18 protein-coding genes and 2 pseudogenes are annotated in these 25,875 nt (G+C 34.5%); 5 read left to right on the top strand and 15 right to left on the bottom strand.

Annotation, left to right across the window (positions count from 1 at the left end; translation table 11 throughout):
* Positions 1–16: 16 nt before the first annotated feature.
* From BCER98_RS02930 to fdhF, 9 genes and pseudogenes are all read right to left on the bottom strand, one after another.
* Positions 17–394 carry an ArsR/SmtB family transcription factor gene (locus BCER98_RS02930; protein ID WP_011983620.1) on the bottom strand — a complete coding sequence of 126 codons (378 nt, stop codon included), beginning with the start codon at positions 392–394 and terminating at the stop codon, positions 17–19.
* A gap of 204 nt (positions 395–598) precedes the next feature.
* Positions 599–694, bottom strand: a pseudogene (locus BCER98_RS23565) (class I SAM-dependent methyltransferase); the annotation flags it as partial.
* Positions 690–773 (bottom strand): annotated as a pseudogene (locus tag BCER98_RS23445) (class I SAM-dependent methyltransferase); the annotation flags it as partial. The pseudogenes BCER98_RS23445 and BCER98_RS23565, both read right to left, overlap by 5 nt.
* Positions 774–898: 125 nt before the next feature.
* Entirely contained in the window at positions 899–2,314 is a 1,416-nt protein-coding gene (locus tag BCER98_RS02925) for an amino acid permease (RefSeq protein ID WP_011983619.1), read from the bottom strand.
* A gap of 104 nt (positions 2,315–2,418) precedes the next feature.
* Positions 2,419–3,552 (bottom strand): alanine dehydrogenase, encoded by a 1,134-nt coding sequence (ald, locus tag BCER98_RS02920; RefSeq protein ID WP_011983618.1) that lies wholly within the window; start codon positions 3,550–3,552, stop codon positions 2,419–2,421.
* Positions 3,553–3,939: 387 nt separating this feature from the next.
* A complete protein-coding gene (locus tag BCER98_RS02915; protein ID WP_011983617.1) occupies positions 3,940–5,661 on the bottom strand; it encodes a methyl-accepting chemotaxis protein in 1,722 nt (573 codons plus the stop codon).
* Between the two features lie 255 nt (positions 5,662–5,916).
* Positions 5,917–7,767: a glycerophosphoryl diester phosphodiesterase membrane domain-containing protein gene (locus BCER98_RS02910; RefSeq protein WP_011983616.1), complete on the bottom strand. Its 1,851-nt coding sequence runs from the start codon at positions 7,765–7,767 to the stop codon at positions 5,917–5,919.
* A 158-nt stretch (positions 7,768–7,925) separates the two neighbouring features.
* Positions 7,926–8,408 (bottom strand): DUF1641 domain-containing protein, encoded by a 483-nt coding sequence (locus tag BCER98_RS02905; protein WP_011983615.1) that lies wholly within the window; start codon positions 8,406–8,408, stop codon positions 7,926–7,928.
* Between the two features lie 13 nt (positions 8,409–8,421).
* A complete protein-coding gene (gene fdhF / locus BCER98_RS02900) occupies positions 8,422–11,364 on the bottom strand; it encodes a formate dehydrogenase subunit alpha (RefSeq protein ID WP_011983614.1) in 2,943 nt (980 codons plus the stop codon).
* Positions 11,365–11,637: 273 nt separating this feature from the next.
* Here fdhF and fdhD point away from each other — a divergent pair, with 273 nt between their 5' ends.
* From fdhD to BCER98_RS02870, 5 genes are all read left to right on the top strand, one after another.
* A complete protein-coding gene (fdhD, locus tag BCER98_RS02895) occupies positions 11,638–12,447 on the top strand; it encodes a formate dehydrogenase accessory sulfurtransferase FdhD (protein WP_011983613.1) in 810 nt (269 codons plus the stop codon).
* Positions 12,448–13,526: 1,079 nt separating this feature from the next.
* On the top strand, positions 13,527–14,198 hold the full coding sequence (locus BCER98_RS02885) for a response regulator transcription factor (RefSeq protein ID WP_011983612.1): 672 nt from the start codon (positions 13,527–13,529) through the stop codon (positions 14,196–14,198).
* 189 nt (positions 14,199–14,387) lie between these two features.
* Entirely contained in the window at positions 14,388–15,776 is a 1,389-nt protein-coding gene (locus BCER98_RS02880; RefSeq protein WP_011983611.1) for a HAMP domain-containing sensor histidine kinase, read from the top strand.
* A 202-nt stretch (positions 15,777–15,978) separates the two neighbouring features.
* Positions 15,979–16,491 carry a GNAT family N-acetyltransferase gene (locus tag BCER98_RS02875; RefSeq protein ID WP_011983610.1) on the top strand — a complete coding sequence of 171 codons (513 nt, stop codon included), beginning with the start codon at positions 15,979–15,981 and terminating at the stop codon, positions 16,489–16,491.
* A 209-nt stretch (positions 16,492–16,700) separates the two neighbouring features.
* Positions 16,701–17,225: a DUF4871 domain-containing protein gene (locus BCER98_RS02870; RefSeq protein WP_011983609.1), complete on the top strand. Its 525-nt coding sequence runs from the start codon at positions 16,701–16,703 to the stop codon at positions 17,223–17,225.
* A 166-nt stretch (positions 17,226–17,391) separates the two neighbouring features.
* Here the strand turns inward: BCER98_RS02870 and BCER98_RS02865 are convergent, their stop codons facing one another.
* From BCER98_RS02865 to BCER98_RS02840, 6 genes are all read right to left on the bottom strand, one after another.
* Positions 17,392–18,597 (bottom strand): NAD(P)-dependent malic enzyme, encoded by a 1,206-nt coding sequence (locus BCER98_RS02865; RefSeq protein ID WP_011983608.1) that lies wholly within the window; start codon positions 18,595–18,597, stop codon positions 17,392–17,394.
* 68 nt (positions 18,598–18,665) lie between these two features.
* Positions 18,666–20,012: a 2-hydroxycarboxylate transporter family protein gene (locus tag BCER98_RS02860; RefSeq protein ID WP_011983607.1), complete on the bottom strand. Its 1,347-nt coding sequence runs from the start codon at positions 20,010–20,012 to the stop codon at positions 18,666–18,668.
* Positions 20,013–20,132: 120 nt separating this feature from the next.
* Positions 20,133–20,840 (bottom strand): response regulator, encoded by a 708-nt coding sequence (locus BCER98_RS02855; RefSeq protein WP_011983606.1) that lies wholly within the window; start codon positions 20,838–20,840, stop codon positions 20,133–20,135.
* A 15-nt stretch (positions 20,841–20,855) separates the two neighbouring features.
* Positions 20,856–22,442, bottom strand: a complete 1,587-nt coding sequence (locus BCER98_RS02850; protein ID WP_011983605.1) for a sensor histidine kinase — start codon at positions 22,440–22,442, stop codon at positions 20,856–20,858.
* 94 nt (positions 22,443–22,536) lie between these two features.
* Positions 22,537–24,522, bottom strand: a complete 1,986-nt coding sequence (locus tag BCER98_RS02845; RefSeq protein WP_011983604.1) for a methyl-accepting chemotaxis protein — start codon at positions 24,520–24,522, stop codon at positions 22,537–22,539.
* A gap of 399 nt (positions 24,523–24,921) precedes the next feature.
* On the bottom strand, positions 24,922–25,737 hold the full coding sequence (locus BCER98_RS02840) for a C39 family peptidase (protein ID WP_011983603.1): 816 nt from the start codon (positions 25,735–25,737) through the stop codon (positions 24,922–24,924).
* Positions 25,738–25,875: the final 138 nt, after the last annotated feature.

Genomic DNA, 25,875 nt, shown 5'->3' with positions numbered 1-25,875 from the left:
CTTGCGCTTTTTCTTTTTAATCTTCCTCATTTACGTGTTCGAATGCTTGTTCAAAAATACCGATTACATGATGGTCAGCTAATGAATAATAGACAACCTTTCCTTCTTTACGGTTTTTCACAAGTTTTGCTTGTTTCAATACACGAAGTTGATGGGAAATAGAGGATTGTGTCATGCCGAGTAAATAAGCTAAATCACACACACACATCTCCGCTTCAAATAACGCGTGCAAAATTCGCGTGCGTGTACGATCACCTAACACTTTAAATAATTCTGCTACTTTACTTAAACTTTCATCATTTGGAATTGTTTGTTTTACTTGATCTACAACTTCTTCATGGATAATTGTTTGAGAACATGTATCCTGACATGTTTCTACTTTATTTTCAGCCATTATAGCTCACCTCTTCACTTGAATATATGAACAATCATTCATATATCTTATGCTTTTATTATATGAACATCCATTCATATGTGTCAATGAAATCTGATACATTTTTTCGAACATTTCGTTCACATTTTAACAAGACATACGCCTATTTCCCATATCCATCACATTCTCATACAAAAAAGGCTGTACACTTTGTACACCCCTTTCCTACTTACTTTTCATTTTCACGGTATCCACAATTAAAGAAACAAACCCTAACTTATTAACCTGATTTCTATGATCAAAACGTTTCGCTCGATAAATTTAATTCTTCCTCATTTGTATGTAACCAACATGGATTATTATCCCCTTCGGCACCAACAACAACCTTCGCCTCTAGCATTTCTCTTCCATCCCTTTTTATATTCCGACATAACAACTCGACAAAATAACATAGGTCCTCTTCATTTGCACAAAAAAGCCTTGCACGCTCCCTAGACGCACAAGGCTTACATGTTTTATATCCCTTTAGTTAGCTTTTTCTAAACTATCTTGCGAACTTCCATCTTCTTTTAAATGACTATGTTTTTTCGAATATACAAAGTATACACCAACTCCAATTGCTAACCATGCTCCGAAATACATCCACGTTGTTAACGGTAAGTTCACCATTAAGAATAAACAACATGCAATTGAAATGATCGGTATAAGAGGTACAAGCGGTACCTTAAATCCACGATCTAATTTCGGATGTGTTTTACGAAGGATGATAACCGATACACCTACCATCGCAAATGTTAATAACGCTCCAATATTCGCTAAATTTGATAATTCTTTCAAATCAATAAATCCAGCAATTAAAGCACTACCAATTCCTGTTAACCAAGTCGAAAATGTTGGTGCTTCTGTCTTTTTGTTAATTTTCGCAAAAGATTCTGGCAATAAACCGTCACGGCTCATTGCAAAAAATACGCGCGTTGTCGCATAAATATAAGCGAAAATTACAGCCATAATCCCAATTACAGCTCCAACTGCGATTACACCTGCCACTTTATCTTGTCCTACAACTTCTAATACATAAGCCATCGCTTCTGGTACATCTAATTCCTTATAAGAAACCATGCCCGTCATAACAAGACAAACTGCAACATAAATGATTGTACAAATGATTAGTGAGGCAATAATACCGATTGGAAGATCACGTTGTGGATTTTTCACTTCTTCTGCTGAAGTTGCTAATGCATCAAATCCTAAGAAAGCAAAGAATACTGCTGCTCCTCCAGCAAAGATTCCACTTAAACCATATGGTGCAAACGGTACCCAATTTTCTGGTTTTACGTAAAATACACCAACAGCAATAAATAGAACAACAATGCCAATTTTTATTAACACCATTGCGTTATTTACACGTTTACTTTCCTTTGTACCACGCGATAATAACCAAGTCAGTACTAAAGTGATAACCACCGCTGGCAAATTCACTATGCCGCCTTGCGCTGGAATCGTTAACAGTTCCTTTGGAATTTCTAATCCAAATCCACTTATTAAGTTATGGAAGTAACCTGTCCATCCACCAGCTACCGCAGCAGTTGTTACTACATATACGGATAGCAATGTCCATCCCATTAAATGGGCAATAAATTCACCAATCGTTGCATACGAATATGTGTATACACTACCTGAAACAGGCAGAGTCGAAGCAACTTCTGCATAACATAATGCTGCGAATCCACAAACAACAGCCGCAATCATAAATGAAAAAATAACGGCTGGACCAGCATCTCTTGCTGCTACTAATCCAGTTAATACAAGTACTCCTGTACCAATTATCGCACCAATCCCTAGCATCGTTAGGTCAAATGCCCCTAGTGTTTTCGTTAAAGTTTTACTTTTACTTTCCCCTAACAATTGCGTAACGGATTTCTTTTTAAATAGGTTGGCCACGATGTATGCCCCCTTTTGCTAATAAGAGCTAAGAGGTCTTCACTCTTAGCTCTTATCATGTTGTATGAAATATTGTTCGATTATTATTTTGTATAATGCTTTTGTTAACAAGATACTGTTTCTGCTTCTAATAACTCTTTTGCATCTTTGTATGCTACACCGTGAGCTTCTGCAACTGCTTCAAATGTTACATAGCCATCTAATGTATTAATACCTTTTAATAACGCAGTGTTACCTAAGCAAGCTTCTTTATAACCTTTGTTCGCAATTTGTACCGCATATGGTACTGTTACGTTTGTTAATGCAAGAGTTGATGTACGTGGAACCGCACCTGGCATGTTTGCAACTGCATAATGCACAACACCATGTTTTTCATAAGTTGGGTTATCATGAGTTGTAATGCGATCCGTTGTTTCGAAAATACCACCTTGATCAATCGCGATATCCACAACAACAGAGCCAGGTTCCATTGATTGAATCATTTCTTCTGTTACAAGTTTTGGCGCTTTTGCCCCTGGAATTAATACTGCACCGATTACAAGATCAGATTCTTTTACAGCTTGTGCAATATTGTAAGGATTAGACATTAAAGTTTTTACTTGATTTCCGAAAATGTCATCTAACTGACGAAGACGTTCTGCACTTAAGTCGATGATTGTTACATCCGCACCTAGTCCAACTGCAATTTTAGCAGCATTTGTACCAGCTTGTCCACCACCGATAATTGTTACTTTCCCACGTTTTACTCCCGGAACGCCTGCAAGTAAAATACCTTTGCCACCTTTATTTTTCTCAAGGAACTGTGCACCGATTTGTGCAGCCATACGACCTGCTACTTCACTCATAGGTGCAAGTAATGGTAAAGAGCGGTTTTCTAATTGTACTGTTTCGTAAGCAATAGAAACCACTTTCTTTTCGATTAAAGCTTTTGTCAATTCTGGTTCTGGAGCTAAATGTAAATATGTGAATAAAATTAAACCTTCTCTAAAATATTTATATTCGCTTTCAATCGGTTCTTTAACTTTCATAACCATATCTTGATTCCAAGCTTCCTCAGCTGTTTCAACCATTTTCGCTCCTGCTTCAACATATTCAGCATCTGTAAAACCAGATCCTAAACCAGCACCCTTTTGAATAAATACCTCGTGATTGTTACGAACTAAGTGTACAACACCAGCTGGTGTCATTGCTACACGGTTTTCGTTGTTTTTAATTTCTGTTGGTACCCCAATACGCATAATGAAATGCCCCCTTATAATTAACAGAAAAAAGAAATCCTTTTTTCTTTTTTAAATAATTAATAACTTATGTCCTTATTCTAGCATAATTTCAAATCGATGAAAACGCTAACATATAGAAAATAAAAAAGTTTATATATTTGAAATAGTGTAAATATATAAAACTTTATACCATAAGAAATAAAAGGGGAGGGTTCTACTATCTATCATTCTACTTTTATTATACAGAGATTCACCCTTTATTATTTGACAATAATATAACAATGTGAGAAATCAATAAAAACTGCATACGTATACATTTTTTTAATACTGCAATATTTTAGAAATATATTCTTTTCAATCAAAAACCATTATAATTTCTCACCAAAAGTTTTTGAATCGTAAAACTTATTCTTCTTTTGTTTTAAATTGTGAAATTTGTTTTTGTAATTGATTCATTATTTTAATCGTCTGTAATGATTTTTCTTCTACTTCTGACGCCGATTTAGCCTGATTATTTGTCACTTCAAATACTTTTATGTTTTCTTGTGTAATTGTTTGGGAAGTAGACGAAATATCTGAAAAAGAAACGCTTACTTCCTCAATACCCGCAGACATTTCTTCTGTTGAAGAGGATACTTCTTGTATTTGAGTTACGACTCCATTAATATGCGTTACAATATTATCGAACGTCTGACTCGTTGTTTCAATTGCACTCATACCTTTTACTGTTTCTTGCTGTCCTATTTGCATTTCTTTCGCAAAATTCTTTACATCCATTTCAATTTCTTTCAGTAAGCGATTAATCTCTATTGTTGAATCTTTAGATTGTTCAGCAAGTTTGCGTACTTCATCAGCTACAATTGCAAAGCCTCTACCATGCTCTCCCGCTCTTGCCGCTTCAATACTTGCATTTAAAGCTAATAAATTCGTCTGTTCAGCAATATAAGCAATAGCTTCTATTGCTTTGTCAATATTTTGAGTACGCACTTCCAACCCTTGAACAGCATGCAAACTTCGTTTTACAACATCATGAATTTCCTCCATTTGTACAATAGATTTGTTTACAATCTCTTTACCTGCGTTTGCATCCTCATTCATTTTTACCGCAAGTTCACTAACTGTTGCTGCTGATTCCGATACTTGCTGCACACCTATTGCCATATCATTCATCGCAGCTGCATTTTCTTGGATTCCATGATCCTGTAATTCTAGATGTTTATTGATTTTTTCCATTGTATTTCTTACTGTAGTTGCTGTTTCTGAAACGTTTTTTATATCCAATAACATAGAATCAGTAGAACTTCCTGCATGATATACCGTTTGTTTCACCACTCCTAATATCTCACTTAAACTCCGCATTGTTTCATTAAATGACTCAGATATATGCCCAATCTCATCTTTAGATTTATATGTTGCTCTAGCTGTTAGATCTCCTTTTGCAGCCTTTCCTATTTCGATCTCCAAGCTTTGAATAGGTCTTGTAATCATTTGAGCAACAACATAGCCTAAGATCACTAACGCAATAATCGTTGACAAGATAACTAAAATAAATGTTGTAAGCGTATGTTTTGCAGATTGTTGCGTGACTTCATATGCTTGTTGAGCCATCTTCTCGTTAATTTGTCCAACATGCTTTAAATTTTCTGTAACGCTTTTTTTTAGAGGAAGAAGCTCCTCTGTATGCTTTACGTGTGCATCTTCATTTCTATTTTCTAAGCCTAATGTAATGATTTCATTAACTTTTTTAGCATATACAGTTAAGTCTGACTTAAAAGCTTCATAAACCTTTTGTTCATCAGATGTCTTCTTCGTCTGTTCATAAAGTTTCATCATCTTTTCATTATCTTGAATATTCTTCTGTAATTTCTCATTTAGTTTATTATGTTTTTCCTCATCATTTGTCATGACAAACTCTAACAAGTAAGCATCTTGTGCATGAAAATTCGATTCAATATTATCCATTGTTTGTACAGACAACATACTATTATTGTAAATTTCATCTATATGTTTACTCATTTTATCCATTTGTGAATATCCAATGATTCCGATAATAATCATTGAAATAGTAGAAATGAAAATAATAAATGACAATTTGGATGAAACTTTTAAATTTTTAATTTTAACCATCTCTTTTCCCTCTCTTTACATTTGATTATATTAATTAATAGATATATTTGATATTCCCTCCATTCCCTGCTTATATAGCAAGACTCAAAATTAAGCTCCAAACACTATATAAAGACTTTTGTTCATCATTATAATACTATATAATGATGAATGTAAATGTTTTTTAAACATGTATGATAAATCTGAATTACTGCTTTCCAAACAAAAATGGTAATTCAAAAAGAAATTACCATTTTGTTTGGAAGCTTGTATAGATCAAAACAACTTAGAAAATAAATCTTCCGTTGTTTCAATAACTTTATCGATCATATCATTTTCATTTTCTTCTTGTTCTTTCAACATCTTAATCGTTTCTTTTGCATCTACAGGATAATCTGTAATAATTCCATCTACATTCAACTTATAATATTTCTTTAAATTCTCCATATCATTTACAGTCCAAACGTAGATTGGTTTATTTAATTTCCTTGCTGATTTTACGATTTGTTTATTTATCATATATTCTTCCGCGACATAAAAATCAGCTTGTACATATTTTAAATTCGCTCTACTTGCATATAAAATATATCCTACTTTTATATTTGGATTTTCACGCTTAAACTCTTGAATAAGAGAATAATGTAACGTTTGAATAACACATTGTTTTTCAAACTCATTCTCTTTGATTGTCTGTAGTACCTTTTTTACAAAGTCTTTTTCATTTCCATGTAACTTTACTTCTATATTGAGCTTTATATTATTTTTTGCAAGCTTTATAATCTCATCTAACGTACTAATTTTTCCTGTAAACCCATCTTGTCTTAAGGTTAGCTTACGGAGTTCATCCATTGTCAAATCAGCAACTTGTACATTCTCATTCGCAAGACGTTTTAATTTCAAATCGTGTATGACCGCTAGTTGACCATCCTTTGTTTGTAACACATCAATTTCAGCATAATCTGCCTTTGCATCAATCGCACCTTGTACAGCTTCTCTCGTGTTTTCTACACCTTTTGAAATATAACCACGATGTGCCATAATAATTGGTTCTCTATACGTATTAGAAATGAAAGTGACAATGAAAGCAACGGCCATTCCTAATGTAAACACACCAGCAATATATACACCAATGAATTTAAAGCGATGTTTTTTAAAAAAACATTTCTCAGCTCTTGCTTTTGAATAATCTAACCCTTCTTCTAACAAAACATCTTCTACTGGAACTTTCTGCAAATAAAATCTAGTCAATGCCATAATATAAAATGGCGTCATAATAAAACTAAATACATATAATGTACTCGTTAAAAATACTGACAAAGTTGATTCAGCTAATAAAGCAAATGTCCCTTTTGGATTTGTAAATTCATATATTCCCCATATCGATAAAAAGTATATTCCCGCAAATAACAAAAATACAATTCCTATCGATACTAAAAAGCCTATTAAAAAGAACAATACTTTCAAGAAATTTGTTCTTACTAAATTTGCACTTTTGCGTGCAGCAATTCGAAATGACTTCTTTTCTAATACCATAATAGGCAACACAAATATCCAGCGAAGATTCATATAAGCGACGATAGCAAAGAAAGCGTAGTACCCAACTTGCCCCATCGTCGTTTTAAATAATTCCCCTGTTATAAAGTTCGGAATTTGAATGTCTGGGATAAGTGCAGACTGATATCCGAATCCGAATAAAGGTAACAATACAACAGCATACAAAATAAATCCTGGTAAGCAATACGTGAAAAGAGAAGATAAATATGTTACCGTCTTATATAAAACTGGGCGCAATTTTACCTTTTGACGTTTATGTGCAAAATAAGAAAGAATAATAAGCACTGCAAACTCTGTAAAGATAAGAAACAGCGCCAATATTGATAAAATAGCAACAGCTAATATTCCATATGGTGTTTTCAAAAATGCTAATAATTCATCATTTGTAGCATTTGCATAACCACCCCAGTATAATAATTTATTGAAAATCATACCAAATAGCGGTATAAAAACAATCGCAGCTAATAATTTATAAATGAGTTGAAAAGCCAACACATTCCAAAAAGCAAATTGTACCGTTTGAAAGGAATGTTTCATGACCCCTAGTATAGATAGCTTTTTTCGGTGCAACATAAAGTCCTCCAAATTCTAAAAATGATGTTTGAAATGGATTTCATATTTCTTATCAGAAGTCCATCTTTTCTATACTAATCATATATTCTAACGAACGCAAACACACTTATTCGTTTCAAAAAGGAGTGATGGCTTTTTTCCATCACTCCTTTTCTTCTCTATTTCTTATCTAATCCTTGCCCAAATGCCTTCAGAAAGCTAAATCCAAATGTAATTGCTCTATTAATGTCTGGATCCTTGAGCACTTTAAAAAAGTCCATTACTTTTGTTTTCTTTCCTTTTTTTAATTCATCTGTTGCAAATTGTAGTCCTGTAACTAAACTAGAAGTTATTTGCTTTGTCAATTCTGGGTCTACTGAAGATAATGCTTCCCCTGCTCCCATCATATTGTTTAATACGTTTTTTACTGGTTCACGATTTAATTGTTCAATCGCAATTTTCGAAACGTCTTCTTTAGCAGCAAGCAAACTAATTGCTGCATCTAAAATACCAGCTTGCTGCAAACTAGCTAGCAACTGTATCGTTTCTTCAACCGCCTCACGATTTTCTTCTAATTGTATTAAGAGCTCATCTGTTAACTGGTGTTTCTTTTCTTCCTCTGTTATAACTTTCTTTTGAATCACAGTAATTTCTTTTGCCACGTTCTTCGCCCCCCTAATTCTGATCCACAAGTGATACGTATTGTTTTCTTTGCCATTTTTTCTGGATTTCAACCCCATTTTGTGGATGACGTTTTTTATTTCTTGGGTTTGAAGCAGGGAGTGGACGCTTTCCTTTTTCACGTAGTACGCGCATTTTCACCCTTGTTTGTTTATAAGCTGGTGTACATGTATAAATATCAGTTGCCGTACCTGTTAAAATATTAATTGCTTCTTCATTCACTGTTGCATGCATTGGTAAATATAGCTCATTACCAGTAACGCGATCTGTAATAAGTGCCTGCACTTTAATTTTGCCAAATGGTGAGGTAAGCTCAACAAGACCGCCATCTTTTACATTCCGTTCTTGAGCAAGTTCCGGCGAAATCTCTACAAACACCTCAGAAATTTTTGATAGAATTCCAGCTGATTTTTTCGTCATATTCCCTTCATGGAAATGTTCTAATACACGACCATTATTTAATAATAAATCATAGTCTTCTGGTGCTTCAACTGGCGGCACCCATTCATCTAGTGATAAGCGAGCTTTTTTATCAGGAAAATTAAAGCCATCTACATATAACAGCGGTGTATCTTTACCGTCATGGCTTCCCCAACATAAACTATTCCATCCTTCTAGACGATCATATGTTGCTTGTGAATAAAGTGGTGCAAGCGATGCAATTTCATCCATAATTTCACTTGGACTCTCATAATTCCAATCGCCACCAAGAGCGCGTGCTACTTTTTGTAAGATCCACCAATCAGGCTTCGAATCACCAAGGGGTGGCATTACTTCGTACAACCTTTGAATGCGGCGCTCCGTATTTGTAAATGTTCCTTCTTTTTCTAAGCTTGGTGCTGCTGGTAAAATGACATCGGCAAAGCGAGCTGTTTTGGATAAAAACATATCTTGTACAACAAGGAAATCAAGATTTGCTAAAATATGTTGTACGTGATTCGCGTTCGAATCCACCAATGCCATTTCTTCTCCCATTACATACATACCACGTAGTTTGCCTTCTTCTGCTGCAACAAGCATCGCAATGTTATTCAATCCTGGCTCTTTCGGAATCGTAGTTCCATATGCTTTTTCAAATTTCGCACGAAGCGCATCATCTGATACTGCTTGATATCCCGGAAGCCAGTTCGGCAATGTTGCCATGTCGCAAGCACCTTGTACGTTATTATGCCCGCGCAATGGATATGCACCTCCACCTGGACGACGATAGTTACCTGTTACAAGAAGCAAATTAGAGATTGCTGCTGATGTTGTACTTCCTCCTGTATTCTGTGTAACTCCCATACCCCAAAGCACGCAAGTTCCATCTGCTTCATAAACCATACGTGCAATATCTTTTAATGTATCCTTAGAAATCCCTGTAATTTCCTCCGTATAATCGAGTGTATACTTCTCTAACATTTTGCTGTATGCATCAAAATTCTTTACATTTTCATTTATGAAGGATTGATTATGCCATCCTTGATCAATAATATATTTTGTTACTCCAGCAAGCCATACATAGTCGGTTCCTTGGCGCGGATGAACAAACAAATCAGCCCGTTCTGCCATTTCATGTTTCCGAAGGTCTGCTACAATAAGCTTTTGTTCATGCAATTTATGAGCACGTTTCACACGCGTTGCCAGCACAGGATGACCTTCTGTTGGATTTGCTCCTACGATAATAACAAGTCCAGCTTCAGCAATATCCTGTATTGTACCAGAGTCTCCCCCCATACCAACTGTTTTAAATAAACCGTCTGTTGCCGGTGATTGACAATAACGGGAGCAGTTATCTACATTATTTGTTCCATATATTTGCCGAGCTAATTTTTGCATTAAATAGTTTTCTTCATTTGTTACTTTGGAAGAAGAAATAAATCCAAATGCATCGCTTCCATATTCAGATTTGATACGTTGCATATGAGATGCAACTACTTCTAAAGCCTCTTCCCATGAAGCTTCAACAAACATATCCCCTTGACGAATTAACGGTTTTGTAATGCGGTCTTCACTATTGATAAAGTCCCAGCCAAATTTCCCCTTCACACATGTAGAAATTCCGTTTACTGGCGCGTCTGATACAGGTTGTACTTTTAAAATTTGACGGTCTTTCGTCCATACTTCAAATGAGCAACCAACGCCACAAAATGTACAAACTGTTTTCGTCTTACGAATCTTCGTTTTCCTCATTGCAGCTTCCACTTCTGAAACTGCTAAAATACTACTATATCCTGGTTCTACATCTTTCACAAAATCAATCATTGGATCTAGTACATCCGGCTTAAGCCCTGTCATAAATCCAGCTTCTCCGAGCATCGTTTTTTCCATTAATGCATTACAAGGACAAACTGTTACACATTGACCACAACTTACACACGATGAGTCATTAATGCTTACACCGTTATCCCAGATTACGCGCGGACGCTCTAAACTCCAATCAATAGATAATGTTTCATTCACTTGCAAGTTTTGGCACACTTCTACACATTGACCACATGCAATACATTGGTTCGGGTCATAACGATAAAATGGATGTGACATATCCACTTCGCTTGGGCTGACTTTCGGTTTATATGGATATTTCTGCTCTTCAATTCCCATCATATGTACCGTATTGTGAATCTTACAATTCCCATTATTGTTATCACAAACTGTACAATATAATAAATGGTTCTCTAATATGCGGTCCATCGCTTCAGTTTGCGCTGTTTTAGCACGTGCTGATTTTCTTTCAATATGCATACCATCTTCCACTTTTGTAGAACAAGCACGCATTAATTTTCCATCTACCTCAACAATACATGTGTCACAAGTTTGAATTGGATCTACTTCTGGCACATGACAAATTTGTGGATGCTCTAAATTACTTTCGTTAAATAATTGTAGTATCGTTTTTCCATCAGATGAAACGAACTCTTGCCCATCAATCGTTACACGAACTGTCTGTTCAGCCATACTTTCCCCTCTCCTTACCACTCACTGCACAACACAAATATGAATCCGTTTTCATTTTATGTTGTTATACATATTTTGAAATACCTTACATCCTATCTAAGATGGTCAATTCTATGGTGCTATTAACATATAATACGAAAGTCAAAATGACACTATTCTACAGCTCTATTATATCGTAAATATACAATAATAACCAAAAGAATCTTATAATGTAAGTAGTAGTTCAATATTTCATGATGAATAAGAAAAAATATATAAAAAGGGGAAAAGAATATGGGTCCTGTCCAAGAAACATATAACATGGTGCATTATCAAGATGGCATGTTCTCTGAAAAACATGATGAAATTGTTACCGAAACTCCGATTACAATTAAATTAAACGGTGAAGAATATGTTACTGTAGTATGCACTCCAAATTATATTGAAGACATGGTAGTAGGCTTTTTAATTTCGGAAGGCATTATTTCTTCTTACCAACATATTGAAGAGTTATGGATTCAGAAAGATCAGGGAATCGTTCATGTAAAAGCAAAGCAAATTAATCCTCTTTACCAATCTTTATATAATAAAAGATATGTTACCTCTTGCTGTGGAAAAAGTAGACAAGGCTTTGTTTTTGTTAATGATGTAGCCAAAGCAAAAAAATTACATGATGTACATATCACACTTACTCCTGAAGAATGCTTTTATTTAATGACTGCCTTACAACAGTCTTCCACTACATTCCAACAAACCGGGGGCGTTCACAATACAGCCTTATGTGATCGAAATAGCCTCATTTTATCAAGAATGGATATTGGAAGACATAACGCATTAGATAAAATATATGGCTATTGTTTACGCCATGATATACCCGTCACAGGAAAAATCATTGCATTTAGCGGCCGAATTTCATCTGAAATCTTATTAAAAGTATCTAAAATCGGTTGTGAAATTATCCTTTCTAAATCCGCTCCAACAAAATTAGCATTACAACTCGCACATGATTTAGGCATTACTGTTGTCGGCTTTATTCGCAATAACTCTTGCAATATTTATACACATCCAGTGCGAATTGAAGGTTATATATCTTCAAAAAAATAATTCCTGTTTTATATAAACATGGAATTGTCACTATTCGCTTCCAAAGCATCTTTGTTTCATAAAAGATGCTTTTTTCTTACAACAATGTAATGTTTACGTCATCTTTATCGATCGTTCTTTCCCAACCAATTCGCTATACTAAAAATATAAAATAATAATCCAAAATATTCAGCAATGATGCAAGCAATAAAGCGAAACTTTAATCAGTGGGGGTTTTCTTCATCCCCTACTGATTATGAACCCTCACCAATCGGGCTGTTACGGGCAGTAAGACTCCCACCTATCTTCCTTGTTTCTTTCTGAATCTTGAGGTGGGAGTCTTACTGCCCCAAAATAGCGGGATAAACCAATTGTTATATAATTTAAATCCATAATTAGAGGAGTATACAGAATGAAACAAACAAAATATCGGATTTTTTTTATTTGCAGCATGGTAATTGTCACTTCAAGCTTAGCTATTCTTCCGTGGTTTATCATATAAATTACAATCTTTCTCTTGATTATATAAATCAACGCATCCTCACTCATTATTAGCCTGAATTATTTTTCGGGGGATAGCTCTCCTCCCTCCTAGCACCTTTGTTTTTCGCTAAATCTTTAATAATGGGATTAAAAAAAAAAGCGAGTTGCTTCTAGTTACAGAAACAATTCGCTTTTTTATTTATTATTAAATCCCGAAAAATTTATTTACACACGTTATAATGATTCATGCAGATACCGCAATACATATTATAATTGCATTACGCCTTGTTTATAAACAATCTTCTTTTTCATCTATGTGCACGAAGTCTCCTGTATAAAAAAGTGTGAGATAGGAACCTTTTCTTATCCGATGCGAGGTGAATACGAAAATCCTCACTATCTCACATACACAATAGAATGGAATTGTCATTTTATAATTAAAATGACATGACGTTATGTCGCAACATAGGGTATTTTGTGTCGCTACGTTTTCATTATAAAAAAGAGTTGTGCAAAAGTAGTGCATTTTTTATGTCAATTACTTTTGTACAAAGAGTTTTTTATTATTTTCATGTAAACTATACAAAGTAGAAAGAATTGTTGGGGTGTACAAAAATATGATAAAAATTTTGTTAATAGACGATGAAGAACGCATGTTACAACTGTTAGACCTATTTCTCAGTCCACGTGGTTATTTTTGTATGAAGGCTAAATCAGGTTTTGAAGCTCTTGAACTCGTTCAGCAAAAAGAGTTCGACATCATTTTGCTAGATGTCATGATGCCAAACATGGATGGCTGGGAAACATGTAAGCAAATTCGGCAACTTAGCAATGTCCCGATCATCATGTTAACAGCTCGGAATCAAAATTACGATATGATAAAAGGATTGACAATAGGAGCTGATGATTATATTACTAAACCGTTTGATGAGCAAGTACTTGTTGCAAGAATCGAGGCGGTATTGCGCCGAACGAAAAAAGAAGGATTTGTTAGCTTCAATGGAATTGAATGGGATAAAATGAAACATACCGTTACTGTTTATAATGAAAAGATTTCACTTACACCAATTGAGTTTGCATTATTAGGACTATTTTTACAAAATGTTAATCGCGCATACAGCCGTGATGATTTAATCGAAAAAATATGGGGTTATCAAACAGATATTGAATATCGTACTGTCGATTCACATATTCGAAATATTCGTGAGAAATTAAGAAAAAAAGGATTTCCTGTTGAAAACTACTTAGAAACAATCTATAAAGTAGGATACAAATGGAAAAGTGACTAATCACTACAACCAGCTGAATATAGCATCTCTTCTTTTATCAAAATTTCATTTCACTACTTATAAGGCAGTTTCCCTTTTATTTCTCAATCGAGCGTAGAAAAGAAAGGGGAACTGCCATGATTCATTAGGGAAAAATATATTTTTAATAACAGACTGATTCAATATAAAAATAAGGTATGGTGGAACAAAATGGACAAACTTTCCCTTAAAATTGCTACATATTTTTTAATATTAGCTTTATGTATTGAAACAATTGCCTTTGTTTCTTTTCATACAAGCCTTGTGAAATTACGTATCGATGAAGAAACAAATACTCTTTTAAATCAAGGGAATAAGTATCGAAACATCATCGAAAAATTTATACATACTGGAAATGAGTCACGTGCTTTTAAAATCATTACTTTAATGGAATCTCACTCCGATTCAGATACAACTATGGTCATAACAGACACAAGCGGAAAAATTATATCCACTTCAGATATTGTTACAGAAAGTATGAAGAAGCAACTAGCTTGTAAAATAAAATCTATTTCGAGAAATGGGAAAACAGTTGAAACAAACTGGAAAAAGTCTAAATTCATTTCAACTGCAAGTCCCATTATTACAAAAGGACAAGTTACCGGATATGTACATATGTTTTTAAACACATCTTTCTTAGAAAAAATGATTTCTCGTTTAACAAATCAATTCATTATTATTGGATGTTTAACTCTTATTTTAACAACTATTTCTGTCTTTCTTTTTTCTCGCGTTATTACAGACCCACTTATTAAAATGAAAAAAGCTACAGAGCGAATGCCTAAATTAAATAAACCCATTGCATTAGGAATCAAACGCAATGATGAACTTGGTAGTTTGGCTACAACAATTGAAGAATTATCAAGTGAACTAACTTATATGAAAAAAGAAAGAAATGAATTTCTTTCCAGTGTTGCGCATGAATTGTTAACTCCCCTAACATATATGAAGGGATATGCAAAGGTCGCCAAAAGAGAGGGTTTGTCCAAAGAAGAACGCGAGGAATACTTACAAATTATCGAAGATGAAACAGATAGTATTACAGCACTCATACAAGACTTATTCGACTTAGCCCAGCTAGAACAGCATCAGTTTATCATAAAAAAACAAAAAGTAACTCTTAGACCATTTCTTGAAAAAATCATTGAAAAAACAAAAACAAACTTTTCTAAAACGGACATACAAATTCGATTACATTGTAATGACCACCTGAACGTTTATATAGATGAACGCCGCATGGAACAAGTTATGCTAAATTTGTTACAAAATGCGTATCAGCATTCTCACGAACCATCTATCATTACAATAAATGTGCTTGAAAATGAGAATACTTTTACTATATGTGTTCAAGATGAAGGAGAAGGTATTCCTAGTGAAGATCTTCCTCATATTTTCGATCGCTTCTACCGTGTTGATAAATCAAGAACAAGGGCAACAGGTGGAAAAGGAATTGGCTTAGCTGTTGCGAGAGAAATTGTAGAACTGCATAATGGGACCATTACCGTCCAAAGTGAATTAAACGTCGGAACAGAATTTCTAATAAAATTACCAATCCAATAAAGTGAAGCTTGAATCGACGGGGAGTTTTCTTCATCCCCACTGATTATAAGCCCTTACCATTCAAGCTACCTGCAAATAACGAAATAAAAGAAACTGATATTCTTCGCCAACAAAAACCATTATTCGAGCCAAGTTTTTGAAATTATTCTTATTTCAATATAAAATATAACTACATTTGTCAGAAATACGGAGGATGATATACTTGGACATTCATGTACTAACAAAGGATGAAGCAGAAATTTATTTAGAACTTCGTGTAGAAGGATTAAAACAAAACCCTGAAGCTTTCAGCTCTTCTTATGAAGATATCATTAATAAAGAATGCCCGATTGAATATAAAGCGCAAAAACTTGAACAAGATGAAAATTATACACTAGGTGCATTTAAAGACGGTAAATTAATCGGGGTTGCAACTCTAGAAACAAAACCATATGTAAAACAAGAACATAAAGCAAAAATTGGTTCTGTATATGTGTCTCCAAAAGCACGCGGTCTTGGCGCTGGACGCGCTCTTATTAAAGAATGTATCGAACTTGCAAAAAAACTCGAAATCGAACAAATTATGCTCGATGTTGTTGTTGGAAATGACGGTGCAAAAAAACTATACGAATCATTAGGATTTAAAACGTTCGGCGTTCAAGAACGCTCTTTAAAATATAATGGCCAATATTGGGACGAAGAACATATGGTATTATTCTTAGATCAAGAGAAATAGTGTAACCAAGAAAAGCACTCTCATACACATGAGGGTGCTTTTCTTGGTTACTCTTACATATCTAATTACGTATCTGATCCTATAATTTCTAATGAAATGTAAAAAGAAGTCGTACGAAACTTATAACCTCTTTGTATCCTTTTAAAGGAATTGTCCCACTCTCTAGTAAATACAATTACAGTAACAATACAAAGTGGGAGTGTGGCTACATGAAAAAAATAAGTACTGCGATACTATCCATCTTTCTTATGAGCGGCTGCGCAGCAATACAACCAGATTCAAAATCCCCCGAAAAACAAATAATGAAGATCTCAAAACCTCAAACAAGCGCACCTTCATTTTTTCACCTTAGCGTTTTAAAAGATGTGAATTGGGAGGAAAGCCCTTCGTTTGCCGAAGGAAAAATGCTCTTAAAAGGTATTGAAGGAAAAATTGGCATTGTAGATAGTGTATTTACTTCGAGTGAAGCAATGGAACATATGTGGGTTTTTCTCGATTCCCAAATACCAAATGGACAATTCTCTATTATTGCTTTAAAACAAGGGAAGACCGCTCCAACTCCCGTTATTCTTTCAAATGAAAACTCCGAAAAAATTTGGACAGCACAAAAATTACTCCAACCAGGTACAAAAGAAATGTCTCTACTTATGTCACTGCCTTCTGCTGGATTATGGGTTTTAAATGTGTATATAAATAAACAATACTATGAGCAACTTGTTATCAATGTAGAGTAATTTCTATTTCCGCAATTCGCTTCTCACACTCTTAATTACTCAAGATAATAGAACAACATTGTCATGAAGTAAAATTCATAATGCTATAAAGAATAACAACTTATTCCTTGTATTAAAGATTTCTTATCTGCTAAAAAGGAGACTTCTTTCGTAAGAAGGCTCCTTTTTAGCATTCATAACTTGGTATTTTTTTAATTTGCGCTACTCCTGACTCAATTGCTGCTTTTGCTACTGCCGCTGCCACACTTGGCACAACTCTTTTATCAAGCGGATTTGGGATAACATAGTTTTCATTTCTTTCTTCATCCGTAATAATGTTAGCAATTCCATATGCTGCTGCTAATTTCATTTCTTCTGTAACATCCGTTGCACGTACATCTAATGCCCCTCGGAAGATACCGGGAAACGCCAATACATTATTTACCTGATTTGGATAATCAGATCTTCCTGTGCCAACAACAGCTGCTCCGGCTGCTAATGCTTCATCTGGAAATATCTCTGGAATTGGATTTGCCATCGCAAATACAATTGGCTTTTTATTCATCGCCTGTACAAGCTCTTTTGTTAATACATTTGGAGCAGATACACCGATAAAAATATCCGCCTCACGAATTGCCTCTTTTAATGATCCTCGCACATGTTCTCGATTTGTTTTCTTCGCAATTTCTATTTGTTCTGGATTCATCCATAATTCTCCCTCACAAACAATGCCTTCTAAACTTACTAATGTTATATGTTCTACTCCGGCTTTTAATAACAAGTTACCAATTGCTATTCCCGCTGATCCCGCACCATTAATGACAATTTTCACTGTATTCATTTGCTTCTTTACAACTTTTAATGCATTAATTACAGCAGCTAACACGACAATTGCCGTTCCATGCTGATCATCATGAAAAACTGGAATATTTGTTTCCTCTTTTAGACGTTTTTCAATTTCAAAGCAACGCGGTGCTGCAATATCTTCTAAATTGATTCCAGCAAATGTCGGCTCTAAATTTTTCACAAGGGTAACGATTTCATCTACATCTTTTGTTCCCAAACATAACGGAAATGCATCTACGTTCGCGAATTTCTTAAATAAAATACACTTTCCTTCCATAACAGGCATCGCAGCTTTCGGTCCAATATCACCTAAACCAAGTACAGCTGTCCCATCGGATACAACCGCCACCATATTACCACGTGCTGTGTAATCATACGCTGTCTCTTCATCGGCCGCGATAGCTTTACAAGACTCCGCTACTCCTGGTGTATATGTCAAACTTAAATCCTCTGCTGAATTTACTTCTACTTTACTCGTAATTTCAATCTTTCCTACTAACTCTTTATGAAGTAATAATGATCGCTCATTAATTTGCTTTTCTAACATCGGTATATTCTCCCCTCAATTTGACAAGCTAGCCATATCTTTCTATAGCTAGCTTGCCCGATTGTTATTTAAGAAAACATTTTTAATAAAATTGTTGCGGTTACAACCATCGCTGCGCCACCTAAACGTGTTGAGATTTGCGCAAATGGCATCAATTCCATACGATTAGAAGCTGATAAGATTGCAACATCTCCTGTTCCACCTAAGCCGCTATGACACCCTGTTACAATCGCAGATTCAACTGGATACATTTTCATAACCTTTCCAACAAAATAACCGGACATTATCATTGTTAGAACAACTGAAGCACACACAACGACATATCCAAATGAAAGAACCTCTGCTACATCTTTTAATGGAATATATAATAACCCTAGACCAACCATTAGAGGCCACGTTAAATTTTTCGAAATAAATTTATATAATTGAAATGCCCCTTGCTCCATCTTTGCTGGCATTAATCTAAAATATTTCACAATTGCTGCCGAAAAAATCATAATGATAGCGCCTGGAATTCCAATAAATTTAGAGGCAAATCCTCCAAAAATAAAGAATGTGCAAGCAATTAATAATCCTGCTCCCATTAATGAAAAATCAATTGGCTTCTCTGTATTTTGTTCTTTTAGTAATTCTGCTTGATTATCCGTTTTTACTAATACACCATTCCCGCTTAGCTCTGGCTTTTTCTCACCTAAGCGCTTCATATACCCCGCGCCAATAATTGCAAACATATTCCCGATAATCGCCGCTGGAATAAGCTGTGAGACGAATGTTGCTGATGATTCATTTAAAATATCACTATAAGCTAATGAAAGTGGTAAAATCCCTTCTCCAATTCCTCCACTTACAATTGGCACAATAATAAAGAAGAATGTTCTCTTCATTTCAAATCCAAATAATGAACCAACTAATAGTCCTACTACTACAGATGCTATCGTTCCCACCACTAAAGGAATAAACATTCGAATAAATCCTTGCACTAACACTTTTCGATTCATTCCTAAAATACTTCCTACTACTAAACAAGAAATATATAAGTATAAAAAGTTCGATTTCTTCATTAACATCGTTGCAGCTTCCATAGACGCTGGATTCATCCAATTAAAAAAGACGAGTAAGGATGGAATGAATAATGAAAGAATCGCTGGACCACCAATATTTCTTAAAATTGGAATTCTCATTCCAATATCACCTAAGAAAATCCCCATAATCATAATAACGGCAAATCCACCAATCATATCTGCAGGCAATTTCTGATATATAGATGCTCCATAAATAATAGCTGCTAGAACAAGATATAATGGCAATGGTATAACACCTATTTTAATATTCATCATTTGAGAAGCGAAAGTTTCTTGTTTTGATTCATTTCTCTCCACAAATGATACCGCTTCCATATTATTTTGAATTCCCATGTGGCACCCCCTTATATTCTTATTCCCATATTAAAACGCTTCCAATAGTAAAAATAGTTTTTGTAAGTTTTGTAACCAATTTTGTAATTAAAAAAAGTATAAGCGACTTGTAAAAGTCGCTTATACATATAGATTTATTTTGTTATGATCAATACATCTTAATTTGCTTACAGGCCTTCCCACTTGTTGATATACCATTTCATTTTCTAAAACTCCAATTTCTATTAAAAACTTCACATATTTCCGAATAGATACTCTTGAGATCCCTACTAATTGAGCCATTTCATCAGTAGTAAATGACTTGCCGTAAAGCAACTCAATTTGCCGCCAAATGAGTTGTAATGTTTGCTTTGTTAGTCCTTTTGGCAACTCTTGATTTGCATTTCCTTCTACCTTTTCCTTTTTGAGAATGAGTGTATCTAATTCAGATTGACTAATCTGCTGTTGCTCTTTCATAAATTGAAACTTCTCCCGGTATGCAATTAACGCCTCTTTGAACCTTTCAAATGTAAATGGTTTAATTAAATAATCTACAACTCCGTATTGCAGTGCCTTTTTAATGCTGCTCATATCATGCACAGCTGAAATCATCATAATATCAATTTCTTTTTCTTGATTTCGAACATACATCAATAGCTCAAATCCTGTATCTTCAGGCATAAAAATATCGAGTAGAATAAATTCCACATTTAATTTCTCTAATATTCTTATCGCTTCTTTGACAGAGTAGGCGACTGAAACTAGTTCGAATCCCCCAATCTGCTCTAAATAATATTTATTTAGCATTGCTACCATCGGATCATCTTCTACAATTAAAACTTTAATCATCTTTGTATCTCATCCCTACTTTGTATATGGTATTTCAATTGTGATAGTTGTTCCCTTTTCTAATAATGATTGAATATGTATTTTCCCATTGATTCTCTTCATGCTTTCATTTACAAGAAATAACCCATAGCCTCGATTCTTTCCTTTTGTAGAATATCCTTTCATCAACACTGTATCAAGTCGATCTGTCGGTATCCCATGTCCTGTATCTTTCACTACAATCATTAATGTGTCTTCATAATAAATTGCAATTTGAACTCGCTTCTCTTCACAATTTGTTACCGCATCCAATGCATTATCAATTAAATTTCCCACAATCGTGATTAGCTCATGAATCATACTTTCATCAAATATATCTGGTAAATAAGAATCCTCACTTACAATGAGCTCTATATTCCTCTCTCTTGCATAGCTAAGTTTACCAAGTAAAAAACCAACAAATACAGGATTTTTAACTTTTTTCATAACACCACCAATTTCATATTGATGCTCTGATACCATACTACTAACATATTTCTGTAACTCATCATATTGCTTCATATGTGTAAGCCCCAGTACAACATGCATCTTATTCATAAATTCATGAGACTGCGCTCGCAATGCTTCAGCATATAATCGAATCCCTGTTATTTCTTCTGCCAATTTTCTTATTTCTGTTTTGTCACGAAAGGTTGCAATCGCACCAACAATTTCACCATCTACATATAGAGGAACCCTATTTGTAACAATCGTAACTCCATAAACATTTTGCTCTTCATGTAACTGAACTTGCCCTGTCTGTAACACTTCTTTAATACGTGAATTAGGCATATATGATTCAACATCTTTACCAATCCATTCTTCCTCAAGACTACTTTTTTTCAATAATCGCTTCGCTTCATTATTAATAAGTGTAACTCTTGCTTCTTTATCTACTGCAATAATTCCTTCTTTAACAGATTGTAGCATTGTATTTCTTTCTTCTAAAATTTTTGCAATTTCATGTGGTTCAAGGCCAAATAAAATCTTTTTAGTATGTCTGGCTAATAACACTGCCCCAATAATTCCAACTAATATTCCTATGCTAATCCCAATATAAATAATATGTCTACTTTCTTTCGTTCTCTCTTTTACATTATCAGCTGAAATCCCAACAGCAACTGCACCAACTTGCTTTCCTGCTTCAGAAAATACAGGTACAAATACGCGCATCGAAATCCCTAACGTTCCTTCAGCTAAAGACACATGTTCTTTTCCTTTTAAAACCGTTCCCTCATCCCCTCCAACAAAATGATGACCGATTTTTTGAGGATTTGGATGAGATTTTCGAATTCCCTTCATATCCATAACGACAATAAACTGAACATCTGTATTTTTTAATAACCTGTTCGTATATGTTTGAATTTCAACTGCATCTCTTCTACCTGTTAAGCCTTCCAACACAATTGGTGAATGCGCTACAATACGCGCAATTATTTTGGCTTTTTCTGCTTGGCTTTCTTCTGTCGTACGCTCAACATGATGACTAATTAAAATATCCGTTACAAGTAAAGAAAGTACAACAACAGTGCATACCAGCAGTGTAATCGTTTTCCATAAACTTAATAACCTTCTATTTCTCATCCTTTCATTGACTCCCCTATTGTTTATCAAAATCATACTTCTTGAGATAGAAAAATAAGTAAGGCAATAACAATTTCACCTTACTTATTTCATACTATTCTAGTTTAAATTCACTAATCATTTCTTGTAACTCTTCCGCCATCTCTGCTAAATTTTGCGCAGCTGAATGAATTTCAGTCATCGAGCTAACTTGTTCTTCAGCAGATGCTGCGATACTTTGCACACTCGCTGTATTTTCTTCTGCGGCCGCTGCAATTTCATCAATTGCATTTGTTACTTCATTCGCTTCTCTTGCCATAAGCTTAGTCGTATCTACCATTTGATTCACTTGTGAAACGATATGATTTGTCGAATCTAAAATTTCAGCAAAATTTAATTTTGTTTTGCTTACAACTTCTAATCCACACTGAACCTCGTCACTTACATATCCCATTGATTGTACAGTATTCTCAATATCAGTTTTAATTTCTTTAATTAAATTAGCAATTTCACGTGATGATTCCCCTGACTGCTCTGCCAACTTTCTAACCTCATCTGCCACAATGGCAAACCCTCGTCCCTGCTCGCCTGCGCGAGCTGCTTCGATCGCTGCATTTAAAGCAAGTAAATTTGTTTGCTGAGCAATACTTTGAATAGCTTCTGAAATAGCACCAATTTGTTTAGATTTCTCATCAAGACGCTTGATCATACCATCTGAGTGCGAAACAGATTTAGAAATAGAATGCATTTGTTTCGCCGTTTGACCTACTAGTTTTTCCCCTTCACCAGCTTTTTGTCTTGTATGAGATGAAGAAACAGAAATAGCTTGTACGCTTCCTGTTAAATTTTGAATTGCCATGTTTACTTGCTGTAATGTCGCTGCACCTTCTTCAACCCCTTGACTTTGCGATTCTGCTCCGCTTGATACTTGTTCCAACGCTAATGTAATTTGATCTGTTGCATCATTTGCCTGTTGTACATTCGCTGTTAGCTCCTCAGCTGATGCGGCCACATGCTCTGATGAAAAGCTAATTTTTGAAATAACACTACGAAGAGAATCTGACATTTTATTGAATGACTGTGCCAAATTTCCTATTTCATCTTTCGAATAAATCTTGAGTTCTTCTCTTAAATCACCTTTACTAATTTTATGTGCAGAATCCACTATTTTACGTAACGGTTTTATAATAGATTGCACAAGGAAATAAACTAAAATACTACCAAGAACAATAGAAATCGTAATAACAATTAATGTTTTATAAAAGACTGGCTCAGCTGCTTGAACCACTTCCTCTGCAAACATAACCCCAACTATTTTCCATCCTGTTTTTTCATTTGTTATAAAAATTATGTTTTTGTCATCGCCTTTTTCTGTATAGGATAAGCTTCCTTGCTTTTTCTCATAAATAGGCGTTACCCAAGAATCTGTAATCTTTGAACCAACTTTTTTTGATGGATGACTAACAACTTGTTTATTTTGATCTAAAATAACAGGATACCCTTTATTACCAATTTCTATCATCTTAGAAATCTTTAATATGTTATCTAGATTTAAATTAATCCCTACAACACCTTTACCATCCTTCGTTTGCTTTGCAACCGTTACCACCATATTTTTTGTAGATGTTGATTGATACGGAGTCGTAACAATTACTTTTCCTTTGTTTTCAATCGCTTCTTTATACCATGACCTTTCCGTTGGATTATATCCATCGGGCATTTGCTTAAATGGCTCTCTTATAAATTTCCCTGTCTGCGTTCCAATATAGATGCCTTCTACCTCTGGGTGAAGCCTCATATATTGTTTGAATTTTGTTCTTACAATATCTTCTTGTCCGTCCGGATATGTATCCTCAGTTAAAACATCTGCAAAGTACGCCGCATCCACATATTTCGCTTCCATATTTTGTTTAATCACACTATTTAAAACTGCGACATTTTCCTTTGCTTTTTTCGTAAGTTGTTGATCAAAATTTTCCTTGGCAGTCTGATATGATACACCACCAATAATAAATCCAGGTATAGTTAAAATAATTAAAAATGCAAAAACTAACTTCTTCTTAATACTTGTTCCTCTAAATCGTTTCCATATATTTTGCATAATACCCCACCTCTAGTTGAATATCAAACATCTGTGTTATTTTATATAATCAAAATCCATAAAACAATATATAATGATTAAATTTCGGAAAATTGTCAATTAAATGTTTGAAAACTATTCACTCATTTGAATAATCCTTATATGTAATTGTTGCTGTTCAATATCTCTTTCTTATAAAAAAGAAGCGGAATTCAGTAGCATATATCTCTATACTACATTCCGCTTCTTTTTCCGCTTTTTGATGCATTCCAAAATTGAATATATATACTTGCTTGTTTATTTGAATGGTTCTAGAAAAGAATTACATGATTCTAAAACTCTTATTTATACTCGACTAAATAAGTATAAGGAGTTCATTTCTAAGAAGTATCATCTGTACTCGTATCCAAAATAATTTCATCAAGTCGTTTCACGTTCATATCTTTTCTCATTCATTGAAATCGCTTGGCTTCCCATTTGAACCCATGCCTGTTCAAAGTTTTTTCGTGATACGCGTATGCTCGGTTGGTTGCTAAGCGGGTCATGAATGTATACCGATTCCTTATCATAGCCAATGAGAAGAACACAATGTTCATTGTATGTAATTGAAACATTTCCTGTCTTTGTTTTCCATATACGAAATTCATCCGTATCTAATGGAGCGTATGTTGCATTTGTAATCATCACAACAGGATTACCAGCTCGTATTCTTTCATAAATTCCCTCTATATTTTTACCTGTTAAATCAACAACTTGATTCGGTAAATATTTAGTTGCTAGCTGAAAAAGCGGCTTATGATATACCCCATACCCGGGCTCAGAAAATGTATAAATGTTCCCTACAAATCCTTCATTCGGATTACCACGCAAACCGTTATGTAAAAACGGAATTTTAGGTATTTCTTCTGCAAGTGTCATTTTATCAACTGTAACACCCGCATACTGTAACATCATCGCTAAACTTGTTACTTCACACCCTCTATCCAATTCTGGCGCTTGTCTAATGAATGGAACATGTTGTAATAATACCTTTTCTTCATTTCTTTTTTGTACATTTTGTGAAGTTGAAAAAAAGCGCTGCGTTTGATCATTTATAGAAACTGGATAAAAAGCAATATTCTTGGTCACCTCTTTATGATCTGTAATCGGCAGAATATCATTCTTATTTATGTACATACTACTGCTGCTGATGCCGACTCCAATTAAGCAAATACATTTCTTCCAATTGCGTATCATTCTTTTATTTCACGCCCTTGTTCATTCGTTAAAAACAAATAGTCTTATTGTTCTTTCGAGCTTTTCAAGTATTTTTCCTTATTGTTTATCCATTTCTTGCTCCATTCACCATTTGAATCGCTTCTTGCTTATTTCTTT

This window comes from Bacillus cytotoxicus NVH 391-98 (assembly GCF_000017425.1).
GTDB classification, from domain to species: domain Bacteria; phylum Bacillota; class Bacilli; order Bacillales; family Bacillaceae_G; genus Bacillus_A; species Bacillus_A cytotoxicus.
Note: the sequence above shows the minus strand (reverse complement) of the source record. Positions and strands in the feature narration are given on the sequence as shown.

What these genes read in the sequence shown, in the direction of transcription:
- BCER98_RS02910 (WP_011983616.1), bottom strand. Translation starts at nt 7,767, where the DNA reads ATGTTGCACCGAAAAAAGCTATCTATACTAGGGGTCATGAAACATTCC.
- BCER98_RS02855 (WP_011983606.1), bottom strand. Translation starts at nt 20,840, where the DNA reads ATGATTAAAGTTTTAATTGTAGAAGATGATCCGATGGTAGCAATGCTA.
- BCER98_RS02845 (WP_011983604.1), bottom strand. Translation starts at nt 24,522, where the DNA reads ATGCAAAATATATGGAAACGATTTAGAGGAACAAGTATTAAGAAGAAG.
- BCER98_RS02850 (WP_011983605.1), bottom strand. Translation starts at nt 22,442, where the DNA reads ATGAGAAATAGAAGGTTATTAAGTTTATGGAAAACGATTACACTGCTG.
- BCER98_RS02865 (WP_011983608.1), bottom strand. Translation starts at nt 18,597, where the DNA reads ATGTTAGAAAAGCAAATTAATGAGCGATCATTATTACTTCATAAAGAG.
- BCER98_RS02870 (WP_011983609.1), top strand. Translation starts at nt 16,701, where the DNA reads ATGAAAAAAATAAGTACTGCGATACTATCCATCTTTCTTATGAGCGGC.
- fdhD (WP_011983613.1), top strand. Translation starts at nt 11,638, where the DNA reads ATGGGTCCTGTCCAAGAAACATATAACATGGTGCATTATCAAGATGGC.
- BCER98_RS02930 (WP_011983620.1), bottom strand. Translation starts at nt 394, where the DNA reads ATGGCTGAAAATAAAGTAGAAACATGTCAGGATACATGTTCTCAAACA.
- BCER98_RS02840 (WP_011983603.1), bottom strand. Translation starts at nt 25,737, where the DNA reads ATGATACGCAATTGGAAGAAATGTATTTGCTTAATTGGAGTCGGCATC.
- BCER98_RS02880 (WP_011983611.1), top strand. Translation starts at nt 14,388, where the DNA reads ATGGACAAACTTTCCCTTAAAATTGCTACATATTTTTTAATATTAGCT.
- ald (WP_011983618.1), bottom strand. Translation starts at nt 3,552, where the DNA reads ATGCGTATTGGGGTACCAACAGAAATTAAAAACAACGAAAACCGTGTA.
- BCER98_RS02860 (WP_011983607.1), bottom strand. Translation starts at nt 20,012, where the DNA reads ATGGGAATTCAAAATAATATGGAAGCGGTATCATTTGTGGAGAGAAAT.
- BCER98_RS02885 (WP_011983612.1), top strand. Translation starts at nt 13,527, where the DNA reads ATGATAAAAATTTTGTTAATAGACGATGAAGAACGCATGTTACAACTG.
- fdhF (WP_011983614.1), bottom strand. Translation starts at nt 11,364, where the DNA reads ATGGCTGAACAGACAGTTCGTGTAACGATTGATGGGCAAGAGTTCGTT.
- BCER98_RS02915 (WP_011983617.1), bottom strand. Translation starts at nt 5,661, where the DNA reads ATGGTTAAAATTAAAAATTTAAAAGTTTCATCCAAATTGTCATTTATT.